Annotated in this window: 17 protein-coding genes; 7 read left to right on the top strand and 10 right to left on the bottom strand. The window is 68.3% G+C overall.

The window, feature by feature from the left end:
* Positions 1–6: 6 nt before the first annotated feature.
* From U5O44_RS09260 to U5O44_RS09270, 3 genes are all read left to right on the top strand, one after another.
* The gene (locus U5O44_RS09260; protein WP_322588143.1) at positions 7–1,161 is read left to right on the top strand and encodes a formate dehydrogenase subunit gamma; all 1,155 of its coding nucleotides are present in this window, start codon (positions 7–9) and stop codon (positions 1,159–1,161) included.
* Positions 1,158–1,526: a hypothetical protein gene (locus tag U5O44_RS09265; protein WP_322588144.1), complete on the top strand. Its 369-nt coding sequence runs from the start codon at positions 1,158–1,160 to the stop codon at positions 1,524–1,526. The genes U5O44_RS09260 and U5O44_RS09265 overlap by 4 nt, the downstream gene beginning before the upstream one ends.
* A 72-nt stretch (positions 1,527–1,598) precedes the next feature.
* A complete protein-coding gene (locus U5O44_RS09270; protein ID WP_416222146.1) occupies positions 1,599–2,435 on the top strand; it encodes a formate dehydrogenase accessory sulfurtransferase FdhD in 837 nt (278 codons plus the stop codon).
* A gap of 11 nt (positions 2,436–2,446) precedes the next feature.
* On the opposite strand, the gene U5O44_RS09275 is transcribed toward U5O44_RS09270, so the two are convergent.
* The 7 genes from U5O44_RS09275 to U5O44_RS09305 all read right to left on the bottom strand — a co-directional run bounded on the left by U5O44_RS09275 (position 2,447) and on the right by U5O44_RS09305 (position 9,257).
* Positions 2,447–3,109 (bottom strand): response regulator transcription factor, encoded by a 663-nt coding sequence (locus tag U5O44_RS09275; RefSeq protein WP_322588146.1) that lies wholly within the window; start codon positions 3,107–3,109, stop codon positions 2,447–2,449.
* A gap of 79 nt (positions 3,110–3,188) precedes the next feature.
* Complete coding sequence (locus U5O44_RS09280) at positions 3,189–4,277, bottom strand: alpha-hydroxy acid oxidase (protein ID WP_322588147.1); 1,089 nt, start codon at positions 4,275–4,277, stop codon at positions 3,189–3,191.
* Positions 4,274–4,693, bottom strand: coding sequence for an ExbD/TolR family protein (locus U5O44_RS09285; RefSeq protein WP_322588148.1), 420 nt, complete (start codon positions 4,691–4,693; stop codon positions 4,274–4,276). Before U5O44_RS09285 ends, U5O44_RS09280 begins: the two co-directional genes overlap by 4 nt.
* A gap of 23 nt (positions 4,694–4,716) precedes the next feature.
* Positions 4,717–5,451, bottom strand: coding sequence for a MotA/TolQ/ExbB proton channel family protein (locus U5O44_RS09290; RefSeq protein WP_322588149.1), 735 nt, complete (start codon positions 5,449–5,451; stop codon positions 4,717–4,719).
* A 34-nt stretch (positions 5,452–5,485) separates the two neighbouring features.
* The gene (locus tag U5O44_RS09295; RefSeq protein ID WP_322588150.1) at positions 5,486–6,226 is read right to left on the bottom strand and encodes an energy transducer TonB; all 741 of its coding nucleotides are present in this window, start codon (positions 6,224–6,226) and stop codon (positions 5,486–5,488) included.
* A 3-nt stretch (positions 6,227–6,229) separates the two neighbouring features.
* On the bottom strand, positions 6,230–6,916 hold the full coding sequence (locus U5O44_RS09300) for a Fe2+-dependent dioxygenase (RefSeq protein WP_322588151.1): 687 nt from the start codon (positions 6,914–6,916) through the stop codon (positions 6,230–6,232).
* A 25-nt stretch (positions 6,917–6,941) separates the two neighbouring features.
* Complete coding sequence (locus U5O44_RS09305) at positions 6,942–9,257, bottom strand: TonB-dependent receptor (protein WP_322588152.1); 2,316 nt, start codon at positions 9,255–9,257, stop codon at positions 6,942–6,944.
* Between the two features lie 277 nt (positions 9,258–9,534).
* Between U5O44_RS09305 and U5O44_RS09310 the strand changes: the two genes are divergently transcribed.
* Positions 9,535–9,897, top strand: a complete 363-nt coding sequence (locus U5O44_RS09310) for a carboxymuconolactone decarboxylase family protein (protein ID WP_322588153.1) — start codon at positions 9,535–9,537, stop codon at positions 9,895–9,897.
* Between the two features lie 5 nt (positions 9,898–9,902).
* Here the strand turns inward: U5O44_RS09310 and U5O44_RS09315 are convergent, their stop codons facing one another.
* The 3 genes from U5O44_RS09315 to hemP are packed head-to-tail and all read right to left on the bottom strand — an operon-like array spanning position 9,903 to position 11,804.
* Positions 9,903–11,201: a DUF2325 domain-containing protein gene (locus tag U5O44_RS09315; RefSeq protein ID WP_322588154.1), complete on the bottom strand. Its 1,299-nt coding sequence runs from the start codon at positions 11,199–11,201 to the stop codon at positions 9,903–9,905.
* Positions 11,202–11,245: 44 nt separating this feature from the next.
* The gene (locus U5O44_RS09320; RefSeq protein WP_322588155.1) at positions 11,246–11,599 is read right to left on the bottom strand and encodes a hypothetical protein; all 354 of its coding nucleotides are present in this window, start codon (positions 11,597–11,599) and stop codon (positions 11,246–11,248) included.
* A 40-nt stretch (positions 11,600–11,639) separates the two neighbouring features.
* Positions 11,640–11,804: a hemin uptake protein HemP gene (gene hemP / locus U5O44_RS09325; RefSeq protein WP_322588156.1), complete on the bottom strand. Its 165-nt coding sequence runs from the start codon at positions 11,802–11,804 to the stop codon at positions 11,640–11,642.
* 266 nt (positions 11,805–12,070) lie between these two features.
* Here hemP and ahpC point away from each other — a divergent pair, with 266 nt between their 5' ends.
* From ahpC to bfr, 3 genes are all read left to right on the top strand, one after another.
* The gene (ahpC, locus tag U5O44_RS09330) at positions 12,071–12,634 is read left to right on the top strand and encodes an alkyl hydroperoxide reductase subunit C (protein ID WP_322588157.1); all 564 of its coding nucleotides are present in this window, start codon (positions 12,071–12,073) and stop codon (positions 12,632–12,634) included.
* A gap of 231 nt (positions 12,635–12,865) precedes the next feature.
* Positions 12,866–14,446: an alkyl hydroperoxide reductase subunit F gene (gene ahpF / locus U5O44_RS09335; protein ID WP_322588158.1), complete on the top strand. Its 1,581-nt coding sequence runs from the start codon at positions 12,866–12,868 to the stop codon at positions 14,444–14,446.
* Between the two features lie 77 nt (positions 14,447–14,523).
* Positions 14,524–15,003 carry a bacterioferritin gene (gene bfr, locus U5O44_RS09340; protein ID WP_322588159.1) on the top strand — a complete coding sequence of 160 codons (480 nt, stop codon included), beginning with the start codon at positions 14,524–14,526 and terminating at the stop codon, positions 15,001–15,003.
* Positions 15,004–15,126: the final 123 nt, after the last annotated feature.

The raw sequence follows: 15,126 nt of genomic DNA on the forward strand, positions 1-15,126 counted from the left end.
GCGGCGATGTCCAAGCTGATCCGACCCCTGGGCACCCTGCTGCTGGCGGCCGCGCTGCTGGGCGCGGGTCCGGCCGGCGCGCAGACGGCAGACGCCGCCTCGGCGCCCGCGATGACCGGCGCGCCTGCCGGCTATGTGGCACCCGCCGAGCCGCGCCCTGACGACACCGCTGCAGAACGCAGCAAGAGCCAGCCCGGCAACAACGCCCCCGTCTGGCGCGCAGTCCGTGACACGGGCGCCGTTGCGGGCTACACCTCGCTGCCTGGCGTCGAACAAGGCGTGCTGATCCAGTCGATGACCCAGTACCCCGGCTCGCGCCTGACCACCGCCGGCGAGGCGTGGCGGCAGGTGCGCAACCAGTGGATCATCCCGTACGGCGGCTCGCTGCTGCTGATCGTGGCCCTCGCGATCGGCCTGTTCTACTGGCGCAAGGGCGCGCTCGGCGGCCACGAGCCCGACACCGGCCGCATGATCGAGCGCTTCACCCCGCTGGAGCGCGCCGCGCACTGGACCAATGCGACGGCGTTTGTCGTACTGGCGGTCTCGGGCATCGTGATGGCGTTTGGCAAGTTCTTCCTGCTGCCGGTGCTTGGCCACACGCTGTTCGGCTGGCTCACCTATGTGCTGAAGAACGCCCACAACTTCGCCGGGCCGCTGTTCGCGGTGTCGCTGACGGTGGTGATCCTGATCTTCGTGAAGGACAACATCGCCAGCCGGGCCGACTTCGTCTGGCTGTCGAAAGCCGGCGGGCTGTTCGGCAAGGAAGAGATCCCCTCGCACCGCTTCAACGCCGGTGAAAAGGGCATGTTCTGGTGGGGCGTGACGATCCCGGGCGTGTTCATCGTGGCGTCCGGGCTGGTGCTGGACAAGCTGGTCCCCGGCTTCGGCGAGCTGCGCAGCGAGATGCAGATCGCGCACATGGTGCATGCCGCCGCGGCCATGGTGATGATGGCCATCCTGATGGGCCACATCTACATGGGCACTCTCGGCATGAAGGGCGCCTACTCGGCCATGCGCACCGGCTATGTCGACGAAGGCTGGGCCAAGGAGCACCACGCTCTCTGGTACGACGACGTCAAGGCCGGCAAGATCCCGGCGCAGCGTTCCACCCCGGTCGCCTCGTCGGTGGCGCCCCAACCCCACGCGAGTCGACCCGCATGAAGCGCATCCCCGCCCCCACCCTCCCGCTCGCCCTGCTGCTGGTCGCGCTGGTCGGCACGGCCGTCGCCAAGCTGCCCGCCCCGAGCGACGAAGCCAAGGCCAAGGCCGCCGAAACCGCCGCCAAGACCGCCCACGCCGGCAAGGTCGACGCCTACAAGCTGTGCCTGTCGATGGACAAGGTTGCCGCCGACTACCGCACCAAGGCCAAGGCCGCCGGCAAGGAGGTCAAGCCGGCCACCGAGACGCCGGCCTGCGCGGACCCGGGCGTGTTTGTCTACACGCCACCCGGGGCCGCCTCGGCACCAGCTCCCGCACCCGCTGCCGCGGCCGCTTCGGCCCCGCCCGCCGCCGCGTCCAAGACCTGAATCCACACCGGCAGACCGCCCATGGCCATCGCCGCGCCCATCGCCCCCGACCTGCGACCTGACGCTCCCCGGATGACCGCAGCACGCGACACGCTGCTGCGCGAGATCGAGGTGATGGACGAGTACGGCGAGCGCCGCACGATCGCCATCCCCGCCGAGCGCCCGCTGACCGTGTTCGTGGACAAGCGCGAGGTGGTGACGCTGATGACGCTGGGGGCGAGCCCGGAGCTGCTGGTGCTGGGCTGGCTGCGCAACCAGCGGCTGGTGCAGGATCTGGCCGACATCGTCTCGATCACGGTGGACTGGGATGTGGGCGCCGCAGCGGTCTACACCCGCTCGGGCATCCCCGACCTCGACACCCGCACCGGCCGGCGTGTCGTCACCACCGGCTGCGGCCAGGGCACCGTCTTCGGCGACGTGATGGAGCAGGTGGACACCCTGCGCCTGCCCGACGCCCGCACGGCGCGCATCCGCCAGGGCACGCTCAACGGCCTGCTCGACGTGATGCGCCAGCAGGACAGCATCCACCGCAAGGCCGGCTCGGTCCACGGCTGCGCGCTGTTCCTCGGCACGCAACTGCTGATGTTCATCGAGGACGTGGGCCGCCACAACGCGATCGACACCATCGCCGGCTGGATGTGGCTGCACGGCGTCGACGGCGGCGACAAGACCTTCTACACCACCGGCCGGCTCACCAGCGAGATGGTGATGAAGGCCGCGCACATGGGCGTGCCGATCGTCGTGTCGCGCAACGGTGTCACGCAGATGGGCCACGACCTGGCGACCCGGCTCGGCATGGCGCTGTTCGGCCGGGCGGCGAACCGGCATTTCCTCTGCTACACCGGCTTCGATCGGTTTGACTCGGAGCCGGAGGCGCACCGGGCGGCGGTGCGCGTGGTCGCGGGCTGACGCCCAGGCGCTCACCCGTTCGGAAACTTCAGCCCGATCCGCGCCGCCGCCACCACCGCCTCGGTGCGCGAACCCACACCGAGCTTGCGGAACAGTCCGAGCAGGTGCGTCTTGATGGTGGACTCCGCCAGATCCAGTTCCCGGCAGATCACCTTGTTCGACTGCCCGGCTGTCAGCAGCCGCAGCACGTCCACCTGCCGCGGCGACAAGCCCAGCCGGTCGATCACTTCAGCGGACCGGTCCTCGTCGGACTGCGCCACTGCGGGCAGCGGAGCCACGGCGCTGTAGACCGCCGGCGGCAGGTAGATGCCGCCACCGAGCACGATGCGCAACGCCTGCTCGACCGTGCCGCTGCGGGTCGTCTTCGGGATGAAGCCGGCCGCGCCCTCGTTGAGCGCGGCGATCATGGTGTCGGGATCGTCGCTGGCCGACAGCACCACGAGGGTCAGCTCGTCCGACACCGCCCGCAGCTGGCGCAAGGTCGGCAGCCCCTCGCTGTCGCGCAGACCGAGGTCGAGCAGCACCAGCTCGATGTCAGGCTCGGCCGCCAGGTGGGCCAGCGCTGCGGTCAGCCCGTCCGCTTCCCGCATGACCACGTCCGGAAACCGCAGCGCCAGCAGCATCATCAGGCCGGAGCGGAACAGGGCGTGGTCATCGACTAGCAGGGCCTTCATGGCGGCAGAGACAGAGATCATCGGACAGACGATCACTATACCGAGCGGCTTCTGTACCAAGCAGTACCTTTGGCTGGTGTTACCTGATCCGATCCAGCGAAGTGCATCCGGTCAACGCCATCGCGATCTCCAGTTCATCCCGCAGCAGCCGCAGCACATGCGCCACGCCGTGCGCCCCGCCCACCGCCAGCGCCTGCACCACCGGCCGCCCGATCAGCACCGCCCGCGCCCCCAGCACCAGCGCCTTCAGCACATCGGTGCCGCGCCGGATGCCGCCGTCGACCAGCAACGGCAGGGACGCGCCCACCGCGTCCGCGATGCGCGGCAGCAGCACGGCGGTCGCGGGCAGCGTGTCGAGCGTGCGGCCGCCGTGGTTGGAAACGACCAGTCCGTCGGCGCCCAGCGACTGCGCCAGCCGCGCATCCTCGGGATGGGTCATGCCCTTGAGCAGCAGCGGCAGCCGGGTCTGCGCGCGCAGCCAGGCGACGTCGTCCCAGGTGGGCGTGTCGGCGAGCAGGCCGTCGAACAGCGCGCTCTGCCCCGCCGCCAGCGTCCGCGCCGGGCGCGGGGGCAGAAGACCGTCGAGATGCACAGCCCGCACGCCCGGCGGCAGGCGAAAGCCGGCCCGGCGCTCGCGGTCGCGCGCGCCCTGCACCGGCGCATCGACCGTCAGCACCAGCGCCGTGCAGCCGGCCGCCTCGGCGCGCCGCACCAGGTCGAGCGTGAAACCGCGGTCGTGCTGCAGGTAGAGCTGGAACCACAGCGGCCCGGCGTCCGGGTCGGTGCAGACGATGCGGGCGATGTCCTCGACCGGCACGGACGACTGCGTGCTCAGCACCATGCCGGCCTGCAGCGCGGCGGCGGCCTGCGCGGTGGCGAGTTCGCCGTCCGGGTGGGCCAGCCGCTGGTAGGCGACGGGCGCCAGCAGGATCGGGTGCGCCAGCGTGCGGCCGAACAGCGTGACCCGCGTGTGCGCGCCCGCCATCGGCCGCAGCACCCGCGCCGACAGGGGAATGTCGCGCCACGCCTGCACATTGGCGGCCAGGGTCAGCTCGTCCGCTGCGCCGCCCTCGAAGTAGGCGCGGGCGTTGTCGTCCAGGCGGTGGCGGGCCAGCGCGGCGTAGTCGGCCAGACAGACCGGCGCTGCGGGCGGCTGGGCGGGGCTCATTTCGCCTCGGGCTGGCTCACGAAGCCGACCTTGGTCAGCCCGGCCTTCGAGGCGTCGGCCAGCGTCTGCGCGACGTGGCGGTAGGCGACGGCCTGGTCGGCGCGCAGGTGGATTTCCGGCTGCACCGGCTGGCCGCCTTCGGCGACGAAGCGGACGGCGGCGTCCTCGCGGCTGACGCGCTCGCCGTTCCAGTAGCGCTGGCCGGTGGCGTCGATCGCGAAGTCGATCTTCACCGGCACGGGCGGGTTCACCTGGCTGGTGGCCTGCGGCAGCTCCAGCTTGACGGAGTGCGTCAGCAGCGGTGCCGTGACGATGAAGATGACCAGCAGCACCAACATCACGTCGATGAGCGGCACCATGTTGATCTCCGACACCGGGGCGCCGGAGGACTGTCGGTCGAAACTGGCGAAGGCCATGGCGGTTCTCCGGGTCAGCTCGATCAGGCCGCGGCCGGACGCAGCGGACGCACGGCGCCGGCCTCGGCAGCACGGTCGCGGCCGTTGTCGGCCAGCGTCGAGCCGGTCGACAGGAAGGTCAGCAGCTCGAAGGCGAAGGCGTCAAGCTTGGCATTGAGCACCCGGTTGCCGCGGTTGAAGGCGTTGTAGGCGATGACCGCCGGAATCGCCACCGCCAGACCGATGCCGGTCATGATCAACGCCTCGCCGACCGGCCCGGCCACCTTGTCCAGCGTGCCCGCGCCGCTCATGCCGATGGCCAGCAGCGCGTGGTAGACGCCCCAGACGGTGCCGAACAGGCCGACGAACGGGGCGGTCGATCCGATGGTGGCGAGCGTGGTCAGGCCGTTCTCCAGCCGGGTGGTCTCCTCGTCGAGCACCTTCTTGATGGTGCGGGTGACGAACTCCTGCGCCGTGCCGGCCTCCTGGAGCTTGGCCGCGCCGTACTTGGCGTGGTGGGCCTGGGCGTGGATGGCGTGGGCGGCGAGGTGGCCGAAGGGGTCCTGCACGCCGTGGGCGCGGATCTCGGCATCCACCTCGTCGAGCGAGCGGGCGTTCCAGAAGAAGTTCAGGAACTTCTCGCTGCGCCGCTGGCGCAGCACCTGGGTCACGCCCTTGATGGCGATCAGTGCCCACGAGGCCACCGACATCAGCACGAGGATGGCCAGCAGCGTCTTGCCGACGGCGTCGGACTGGGAAAGAAAATGGCCAAAGCCCATGGGTTTCTCCTGTGGAACCTGTGAATCTGCGGAATCAATCTTCCAGTTCGAATGCCAGCGGCATCGCGATCCAGAACTCGAAGGGCACACCGTTTTCGGTGCGCGGCTTGACGCGGGCGGTCAGCGCCGCCCGCAGCGCCTGCTGGTCCAGCCGGGTGTGGCCGGACGAGCGCTGCAGCACGGCCTGTTTCGGTACGCCGCGTGTGTCGATCAGCGCCCGCACGACGACGGTGCCCTCCTCCTTGAGGCGGCGCGAGGCGAGCGGGTACTCGATCTCCGGCACACGCACCCAGTCGCTGTCGGTGAGCACGACGGTGCGCGGCGCGGCCGGTGCCGGCGCGGGCGGCACCGGGGGCGCGACAGGCGCTGGTGGCGCCGGTGGCACGGGCGGCGCAGGGGGTGCTGGTGGCACCGGAGGCGCTTCTGGCGGACGCATCGGCGGTGGCTCGGGCGGCGGCGGCGGTGCGGTGAAGGCTGGCACCGGGGTCGGCACCGGCGGCGGCTTGGCCGCCAGCACGGGGGCCGGCGGTGGCGGGGGCAGCCTGGGCTGGACCTTCGGCGGCGGCGGCGGGGCTGGCGGCGGCGCCTCGGGCGTGGGGGCGATGAGGTTGACCATCATCGGCGCCACCTCGGCGGCCATGTCCCGCACGGCGGGCACCTGCAGCAGCCCCCAGCCGGCCAGCAGGTGCGCGCCCAGCATGGCGGTCACCAGCGTGCGCTTGGCGTTGGGGCCGAGGGCATCGGGCGAAGTGTTCGGGTACGGCGTCGTGTGCATGGTTCAGGTGTCCGCCCACTGGCGCAGCAGGTTGTGGTACGTCCCGGTCAGGCCGACAACCCCCGGATCGGTCTCGCCCACCGTGCTGCGCAAGTGCATGAGAAAGCGGTCCATGTCGTGCAGCAAGCGGCGCTGCTCGTCGCTGCGCACGAGGCTCTCGATCCAGAAGAAGCTCGCGAGGCGGTGGCCGCGCGTGACCGGCTCGACCCGGTGGACGCTGGTGCCCGGGTAGAGCACCAGGTCGCCCGCCGCCAGCTTCACGCGCTGCTCGCCATAGGTGTCGTCGATCACCAGCTCGCCGCCGTCGTAGTCGGCCGGATCGGCCAGGAACAGCGTGGCGCTCAGGTCGGTGCGCACCCGCTCGCCACGGCCGGGCACGTAGCGGATGGCGTTGTCCACATGGGCGCCGTAGGTGTTGGCCGCGCCGCCGTAGCGGTTGAACATCGGCGGGAACACCCGCTTAGGCAGCGCGGCCGAGAAGAACACCGGGTGCTGCTCCAGCGCGGCGAGCACCATCGCCTGCAGCGCCTGCGCCGCCGCGCAGGTGGCGGGCAGTTGCTGGTTGCGCTTGGCGTGCAGGGCCTGGGCGCCGGCGGTGGTGGCACCGTCAGTCCACGGCGCGTCCGCCAGCAGCGCACGGGCGCGGGCCAGGGCGTCGGCGTCGAACACGCCGGGGATGCGGATCAGCATGGCAGCACGTCGGTCAGCACGTCGGTCAGAACTTCAGCGAGCCGGTGACCTGCACCAGCCGGCCAGCACCCGGCGTGTAGTGGCCGGTGTAGAGCGCCTCGGCGTACAGCTTGTTGGTCACGTTGGAGACGTTGGCCTTGAGAGTGAAGTCCTCGCTGACCGCGTACTCGGCCATCAGGTCGCCGGTCACGTACTTCGGCGCCGCCCAGCCCGGGTTGCGGTTCGGGGACATGCTGCTGCGGGCGTTGAGGCCACCGCCGACGCGCAGCTTCGGCGTGAGCTGGTAGGTGGTCCATACCGTGCCGCTGTGGCGCGGGGTCAGCGACGGACGCGCGCCCTGGGCTTCGGTCTGCACGCACTGCACCGTCGCGCTGCGGGTGCAAGGCACGGCCACGTCGATCTTGGCCACCGGCAGCCACATGTAGGAGCCGAACACCTCCCACGCAGACGTCAGCCGCCCGGCCAGGTCCAGCTCGATGCCCGCCACATGGCGCTTGCCCGACAGGGTGACGAGGTTGACGTCCGGGTCGGTGTTGCGCTCGTTGAGCTTGGTGGAGCGGAAGACGGCGAAGCGGGCGTTGAACTTGCCGTCCTCGGAGGCGAGGTTGCCGCCGAACTCCAGGTTGATCGCCTTCTCGGGCGGCGTGTCCACGTTCTGCGCGCTCAGCGAGTAGGCATCGCCCGAGGTGTTGAACGAGGTCGCCCCGGAGACGTGGAAGGACATCCGCTCGGACGGCTGGAAGATCACGCCGGTGCGGTGGCTCCATTCGGAGATTTCCATGCGGTAGCCGGTCGTGGTGACGGGACTGGCGGCGGCGGTCGGGATGGCGTGGGTGTCGTACTCGCCGACCAGACGGTCATAGCGCGTGCCGGCCAGCACCTTCCACATCGGTGCGATCTGCACCAAATCCTGCGCGTAGAACCCCAGGCCGCGCGAGACGTACTCGTTGGCCAGCCGCAGCTTGCGCAGGCTCTCGTCCACCGAGGCGCCGTCGTTTTCCGCGCCGACCGTGGTGGTCGCCTTGGTGGGCACGACACCGCCCTGCGCGGCCGTGCGCTGGGCGTAGACCTTCTTCTTCTCGATCGCCACGTCGGCCCCGGCCATCACCTCATGCCGCACGCCCAGCGCGTCGAAGCGCCCGGCGTAGTCGGTCTGGGCGTAGAGGTTGCGCACGTTCTGGATCTTGAGCTGCGTGCCACGGGTCAGGATGGTGGCGTCGCCGAAGTTCGCCAGCGAGTTCGAGGTCGCGCACAGGGGATTGTTGACCACGCCCGTGGTGGCGTTGACGGTGCGGGTACACAGGCGCACGGTGCTGGCGCGCTGGTCGCGGTCGAAGTCGCCCAGCCGCACCTTGGTCGTCAGCGAGGAGGTCGCCGAGAAGCGGTGGACATGGCTGAACCCGGCGGTCGTCGCCTCGCCGCGGTTCTTGTCGCTGGCCATGCCGTAGTAGGCACTCGGGTCCAGCGGCAGCAGCGTCGTCTCGCCCACGCCCGAGGTCGCGGTCGGGCGGATCCACGGCATGCCGTAGTTCATGCCGTTGTCGTTGTCGAGGTGGAAGAAGGACAGCGAGAACTCGTCGCGCTCGCCCATGCCCCAGCGGTAGGTGCCCGCCAGCCCGGTCTTGCTGATCGACGAGCCGGCGCCGTTGTTGTCGGCCTTCGTGTCCATCACGCCCAGGCGCAGCGCCGCGTTGTCGCCGGTGCGGAGGTTGAAGTCCCCGATGACACGCTGGTAGTGGTGGCTGCCCACCGTCACATCGACCTGGTGTTCGTTGATCGGGCGCGGCGCCTTGGTGACCTGGTTGACCGCACCACCCGTCGAGCCCCGGCCAAACAGCATCGACGCCGAGCCACGCAGCACCTCGACGCGGTCGAGGAAAAAGGTGTCGCGGTCGTAGAACGCCGGGTCGCGCATGCCGTCGATGAACACGTCGCCGGTCGACTGCAGCGGGAAGCCGCGCAGGCGGATGTCCTCCTCGCCGCCCTCGGCCGCCAGGAAACTGATGCCGGCCGTGTTCTTCAGCACGTCCTTCATCGTGTCGAGGTTGCGGTCGTCGATGAGCTTCTCGGTGATGACGGTGACCGACTGCGCCACGTCGCGCAGCTCCTGCGTGCCCTTGCCGATCGTGGTGGTCACGGCGCGCACGCTGTCCTTGCCGCGTTCCTCTTCCTTCTTGGCCTTGACGGTGATCTTGCGCAGCGTGGAGACCTCGGCCACCGGCTCGGAAACCACGGGCGCGGCGCCCTGGGCATGGGCCAGGCTGGCCAGCCCGAAGCCGGCAGCGAGGGCGCCCAGCGGCAGGGCGACAGGGAGGAACAGAGGAGAGCGGGAACGGGACATGGTAGACGGATCCAGGCAATGCGTGAGGGGACTCAAGGGGGCGCGGTTCCTAGCGTCTGCTGGGGGCGCTGTTATGCCAATGATATTCATTCTCATTAAGATTGCAAAGCACCGACTCGATCCCGTCGCTCATGCGCGACAATGCGCGACAAAATACCCCTTGATGTATGGCAAACCAGCCCGACATACACCGCGGCCTAATCGAGCCTGGTGCGGGAACTTCCTCTGCTTGCGCTCCGCGCCCTCCCCGCTGCCCCCTCCAGAAAGGACCACGACCATGGCCACCTCCAGCTACCGCGACCTGACGCAGACCGTTTCCCGCCAGCTCGGCACCCTGCGCAGCAGCACGCCCGACGTGATGAAAGCCTTCAACGACCTCGGCCGCGCCGCCACCGCCGACGGCGTGCTCGACAAGAAGACCAAGGAGCTGATCGCGCTGGCGCTTAGCGTCGCGGTGCGCTGCGACCCGTGCATTGGCTTCCACACGCAGGCGCTGGTCAAGCTCGGCGCCACCCGCCAGGAACTCGACGAGACGCTGGGCGTGGCGACCTACATGGGCGGCGGGCCGTCGCTGATGTACGCGGCGGCGGCGGTGGCGGCGTTCGACGAGTTCGCGGCAGCGGCGACCAGCGCCGGCTGACCGGCTCAGTCCGCCAGATCGGTCCGGTCCACGCTTTCGGACGCCAGACCGCGCAGCAACCCGGTCGCACTGGGGCGGTCGACAAAGACACAGCGCTTGCCCGTCCGCTTGCAGTGGGTCTTGACCCGCCAGTAGGCGTTGTGGCTGATGCAGCCCGTCTGGCAGATCACCAGATCGGCAGCGTCCAGGTGCGCCTCCAGTCGGGCGGCGCTGTCTTCTTCCCCCCCGTCATGGTGGAGGAAACGGGCACCACGCACCTCGATTTCCTGGCGGTAGATCGGCACGCTGGCAGGCCGACCGCCCACACACAGCACAGCCTTGTCCTGCAGGTCCAGTGTCGGGCCAGCCACTGCGGTCTCCGGAACCCGGGCACAGCCCTGCCCCGCATCGGCCAAGCGGCGCTGCAGCACCTGCATCTGCTGCTGACTGCCTTCCAGCGCCTCGGCCAGTGACTGCAGCCGCTGCTGTTGCCACTCCAGCCGGTAGCCCAGGTCCAGCCGCACCTGTGCCGCCGACGCACTGCCCTCTGCCACCGCAAGATCCTCCCGCAGACAGGCGATCCGGGTGTCGCGCGCGACCAGTTGCGCGCGCAGCCGGACAAGCTCCGCCTGCTGGCGCTCGATCGTGGCCACCTTGTCGGCCATCTGGCGCGTCACCCGCGCCTGGACTGCGGCCAGTTCGCGGGTCAGCACACCGTTTTCAGTCACCAGTTCCTGCAGACGCCGTGCATCGACACGCACCCCGGTACCGGTCTGGTGCTGCAGCATGTGGATGTCACGCTGCACCTGTTCTTCCAGTGCAGCATCACAGCAGGGATGCGTCAGCGTCACCCACAACGCCGCACCGACTTCACTGCCACGGATGGCCTCGCGCCAGTACGCCGCCAGGGCCTCCACACTGCGCAGCGCGCGGGCATTCCGGATCGCTGCGGCGTGACGGGTGTCCAGTTCACGCTGCAACCGCTCCGAGAGCTCTCCTCGGCTGGCACAGGCGTTGATGGCGCCGCAGTGCAATTCATAGTCATCGGCCAGCGCGCGCTGTCCAAGCACCTTGTCGGCCAGACGACGCAAGCGATCGATGGGCACACAAGTGCCCAGCACCGGGCAGAACACTACACGCGGCAGTTCCCAGAGCCGGCGGCGGCGAGACGCCTGCGGGGGGGAGGATTCCGGGGTGGCGACGAGAACTTCAGCCGGATGGGCCCGATTGGCCAATTGACTGGCCACCGCAGCCGCCAGATCTGGCGGACCACTCGGCTCCTGCACATCAGCGGACAGCAAGGAGACCAGGCGCAATCCGTTCAAGCCTTGTCTGGATCGATCAGAAGCACACATTCCGACCCCCTTTCTCAGTGCAGCCGGATGTCGGTGCATTGCTCCAGCAACAGGCGCCAGCCACAGTTGCGGCCCCCGACTTGTGACGACACCCGGGCCAGCACGTCACCACGGACATCGAACAGTTCCAGCGTCAGTTGCAGCCCGATCGCCGAAGACTCTCCGATCAACCACACGGAACCAATCGACGACAGATCGGCGCCAGCCGTCATGCCGGCAAGATGAGGCTGGATCACCAATGGCAATGCCTGCTGCTCGGCTGCAGCAAAGACATCCCCCAGCACCTCCACCTCCACCCGTTTCACCAGAAGCGTCGCCCGAACGCGCCCCGGCGCCGGATCACCGAATCCTGTTTCGATACGCATCATGACCAGATCCTTTCATTTGCAGGTGGAACATCGAAAACCTCTACTTCGTCAGGATCAGCTTGCCGAGGGCCGTCAGGCGCAGGCGGTACAGCGCCCCGTCGTGCTCGATCTCGATCTCGCGCTGGCCGTCCATCAGCGCGCGGCTGGAGATGCGCCGCTGCGCGGGAGGTGCTGTACCGACCGCTTCAGCGCCCTGGGAGGACATGGCACCGGCATCGGCGGGCACGGAACGGGCGGACGGCCGCCAAGAGTCAAGGGATGAGGACATGGCCACATGTTAATGACAACGATTCCCATTTGCAATGCAATCCCCTCAAGCCAGCAAAACGTCCGCCCGTGCCGCTTCTTCAATAGCAAATGACTATCACATGCCGAGCAACAACCAATTGGAACAATCGAGCGACGCGGTCTAAGATTCAGTCCATTCCAAAACTGAACGTTCTTTCACCCCGCGACCCAAGGAGTTCTCCCATGTCCCTGATCAACACCCAAGTCCAGCCGTTCAAGACCACCGCCTTCCACAACGGCAACTTCGTCGAAGTCTCGAACGAGAGCCTGAAGGGCCACTGGTCGGTCCTGATCTTCATGCCGGCGGCGTTCACCTTCAACTGCCCAACCGAGATCGAAGACGCCGCCGACAACTACGCCGCCTTCCAAGCCGCCGGCACCGAGGTGTACATCGTCACGACCGACACCCACTTCTCGCACAAGGTGTGGCACGAGACCTCGCCGGCCGTCGGCAAGGCCAAGTTCCCGCTGGTGGGCGACCCGACCCACACGCTGACCAACGCCTTCGGCGTCCACATCCCGGAAGAAGGCCTGGCGCTGCGCGGCACCTTCGTCATCAACCCGGACGGCGTCATCAAGACCGCCGAGATCCACTCGAACGAGATCGCCCGTGACGTGAAGGAAACGCTGCGCAAGCTGAAGGCGGCCCAGTTCACCGCCGCCAACCCCGGCCAGGTCTGCCCGGCCAAGTGGAACGAAGGCGCGGCCACGCTGACCCCGTCGATCGACCTCGTCGGCAAGATCTGATCGCACGCTGACCGTCACCGTCTTTCCCCCTCCCCCAGCGGGGGAGGGCCGGGGTGGGGGTTCTCGCGGTCGAGAGCGGCTGCGTACACAGAACCCCCCTCCCAACCTCCCCCCGCTGGGGGGAGGAGCAACACAACACAAAACCACATCACGTTTCGGACCCGAAGGACTGCATCCACTGCAGCCCTTCCGGCCTGACACGCCTCAACCTCGCCTCCAGGAGCACCGACCATGTTGGACAGCAACCTCAAGACCCAGTTGAAGGGCTACCTCGAACGCCTCGTGCAGCCGATCGAGATCGTCACCTTCGCCGACGACAGCGCCAACAGCCGCCAGATGCTCGAACTGGTGGCCGATGTGGCCTCGGTCGCCCCGGCCGGCAAGCTCAGCGTGCGCACTGGCACCACGGCCGGCGAACGCACGCCCTCGTTCCAGATCACCCGAGCGGGCGCCGACACCGGCGTGCGCTTCGCCGGCCTGCCGATGGGTCACGAGTTCACCTCGCTCGTGCTCGCCCTGCTGCAGACCAGCGGCTATCCGCCCAAGGTGGACGCTGACCTGATCGCGCAGATCCAGGCGCTGGACCCGGGACAGGATCTCGTCTTCGAGACCTACATGTCCCTGACCTGCCACAACTGCCCGGATGTGGTGCAGGCGTTCAACCTGCTGGCCGCGCTCAATCCGAAGATCCGCCACACCGCGATCGAAGGCTCGATGTTCCAGGCCGAGATCGACGAGCGCCAGGTCATGGGCGTGCCCCATGTCTACCTGAACGGCCAGGTGTTCGCGACCGGGCGGATGGAGCTGGCCGAGATCCTCGCCAAGATCGACACCGGCGCCGCCGACCGTGAAGCGAAGAAGCTCGCCGCCAAGGACGCCTTCGACGTGCTGATCGTCGGCGGTGGCCCGGCGGGCGCGGCGGCGGCGATCTACGCCGCGCGCAAGGGCATCCGCACCGGCGTCGCCGCCGAGCGCTTCGGCGGCCAGGTGCTCGACACCATGGGTATCGAGAACTTCATCTCAGTCAAGGAAACCGACGGCCCGAAGCTGGCGATGGCGCTGGAGCAGCACGTCAAGCAGTACGAGGTCGACGTGATGAACCTGCAGCGCGCCGTGTCGCTGGTGCCGGCCAGCACGCCGGGCGGGCTGATCGAGGTCAAGCTGGAGAGCGGCGCGAGCCTGCACAGCAAGGCGGTGATCGTCTCGACCGGGGCGCGCTGGCGCCAGATGAACGTGCCCGGCGAAGCCGAGTACCGCAACAAGGGCGTGGCCTACTGCCCGCACTGCGACGGGCCGCTGTTCAAGGGCAAGCGCGTGGCGGTGATCGGTGGCGGCAATTCGGGCGTGGAAGCGGCGATCGACCTGGCCGGCATCGTGCGCCATGTGACACTGATCGAGTTCGACAAGCAGTTGCGGGCCGACGCCGTGCTGCAGAAGAAGCTGTTCAGCCTGCCCAACGTGACCGTCATCGTCTCGGCGCTGTCCACCGAGGTCCACGGCGACGGCCAGAAGGTCAGCGGCCTGAGCTACAAGGACCGCACCAACGACACGATGCACCGCGTCGAGCTGGAGGGCATCTTCGTGCAGATCGGCCTGCTGCCCAACAGCGACTGGCTCAAGGGCACGGTCGAGCTGAGTCCGCGCGGCGAGGTCATCATCGACGACCGCGGCCAGACCTCGGTGCCGGGCGTGTTCGCCGCCGGGGACGTGACGACGGTGCCGTACAAGCAGATCATCATCGCGATGGGCGCGGGCTCGACTGCGGCGTTGAGCGCGTTCGACCACCTGATCCGCACCAGCGCGCCGGCCTGACCGCCAACACCCGGTACACGACAGGCAGCGGCCTTGGCGCCACAATGCCGGGATTGAAACTTCCGCAGGAAATCCCCATGCAAGGCGACGCCAAGGTCATCGCGTACCTCAACGCACAGCTCCGCAACGAACTCACCGCCATCAACCAGTATTTCCTGCATGCCCGCATGCTGAAGAACTGGGGCCTGATGAAGCTCGCCAAGCACGAGTACGAAGAGTCGATCGAGGAAATGAAGCACGCCGACAAGCTCATCGAGCGCATCCTCATGCTCGAAGGGCTGCCCAATCTGCAGGATCTGGGCAAGCTCTACATCGGCGAGAACGCGGTCGAGACGCTGCACTGCGACCTGAAGATCGAGATGGCCTCGCACCCGCTGCTGAAAGAGGCCATCGCCCACTGCGAGAGCGTGCGTGACTACGTCTCGCGTGATGTGCTGCTGGGCATCCTCGACGACACCGAGGAACACATCGACCACCTGGAGACCGAGATCGGTCTGGTGGCGCAGGTCGGCGAGCAGAACTGGCTGCAGAGCCAGATCGGTACCGGATCGTCCTGATTCAGCAAATTCGTGGCCACACCTGAGACACACCCCACATCCAAAGGGCCTTCGGCCCTTTTTTTCTTCATTATTTAAGAATCAATCTCATTTCGTTTAGCATTCACTGATTAACTTTCCGAT

Source organism: Sphaerotilus sp. (assembly GCF_034519685.1).
Classification (GTDB): Bacteria; Pseudomonadota; Gammaproteobacteria; order Burkholderiales; family Burkholderiaceae_C; genus Sphaerotilus.

What these genes read in the sequence shown, in the direction of transcription:
- bfr (WP_322588159.1), top strand. Translation starts at nt 14,524, where the DNA reads ATGCAAGGCGACGCCAAGGTCATCGCGTACCTCAACGCACAGCTCCGC.
- U5O44_RS09275 (WP_322588146.1), bottom strand. Translation starts at nt 3,109, where the DNA reads ATGAAGGCCCTGCTAGTCGATGACCACGCCCTGTTCCGCTCCGGCCTG.
- U5O44_RS09310 (WP_322588153.1), top strand. Translation starts at nt 9,535, where the DNA reads ATGGCCACCTCCAGCTACCGCGACCTGACGCAGACCGTTTCCCGCCAG.
- U5O44_RS09265 (WP_322588144.1), top strand. Translation starts at nt 1,158, where the DNA reads ATGAAGCGCATCCCCGCCCCCACCCTCCCGCTCGCCCTGCTGCTGGTC.
- U5O44_RS09295 (WP_322588150.1), bottom strand. Translation starts at nt 6,226, where the DNA reads ATGCACACGACGCCGTACCCGAACACTTCGCCCGATGCCCTCGGCCCC.
- ahpF (WP_322588158.1), top strand. Translation starts at nt 12,866, where the DNA reads ATGTTGGACAGCAACCTCAAGACCCAGTTGAAGGGCTACCTCGAACGC.
- hemP (WP_322588156.1), bottom strand. Translation starts at nt 11,804, where the DNA reads ATGTCCTCCCAGGGCGCTGAAGCGGTCGGTACAGCACCTCCCGCGCAG.
- U5O44_RS09270 (WP_416222146.1), top strand. Translation starts at nt 1,599, where the DNA reads ATGACCGCAGCACGCGACACGCTGCTGCGCGAGATCGAGGTGATGGAC.
- U5O44_RS09305 (WP_322588152.1), bottom strand. Translation starts at nt 9,257, where the DNA reads ATGTCCCGTTCCCGCTCTCCTCTGTTCCTCCCTGTCGCCCTGCCGCTG.
- U5O44_RS09280 (WP_322588147.1), bottom strand. Translation starts at nt 4,277, where the DNA reads ATGAGCCCCGCCCAGCCGCCCGCAGCGCCGGTCTGTCTGGCCGACTAC.
- U5O44_RS09290 (WP_322588149.1), bottom strand. Translation starts at nt 5,451, where the DNA reads ATGGGCTTTGGCCATTTTCTTTCCCAGTCCGACGCCGTCGGCAAGACG.
- U5O44_RS09320 (WP_322588155.1), bottom strand. Translation starts at nt 11,599, where the DNA reads ATGATGCGTATCGAAACAGGATTCGGTGATCCGGCGCCGGGGCGCGTT.
- ahpC (WP_322588157.1), top strand. Translation starts at nt 12,071, where the DNA reads ATGTCCCTGATCAACACCCAAGTCCAGCCGTTCAAGACCACCGCCTTC.
- U5O44_RS09300 (WP_322588151.1), bottom strand. Translation starts at nt 6,916, where the DNA reads ATGCTGATCCGCATCCCCGGCGTGTTCGACGCCGACGCCCTGGCCCGC.
- U5O44_RS09285 (WP_322588148.1), bottom strand. Translation starts at nt 4,693, where the DNA reads ATGGCCTTCGCCAGTTTCGACCGACAGTCCTCCGGCGCCCCGGTGTCG.
- U5O44_RS09260 (WP_322588143.1), top strand. Translation starts at nt 7, where the DNA reads ATGTCCAAGCTGATCCGACCCCTGGGCACCCTGCTGCTGGCGGCCGCG.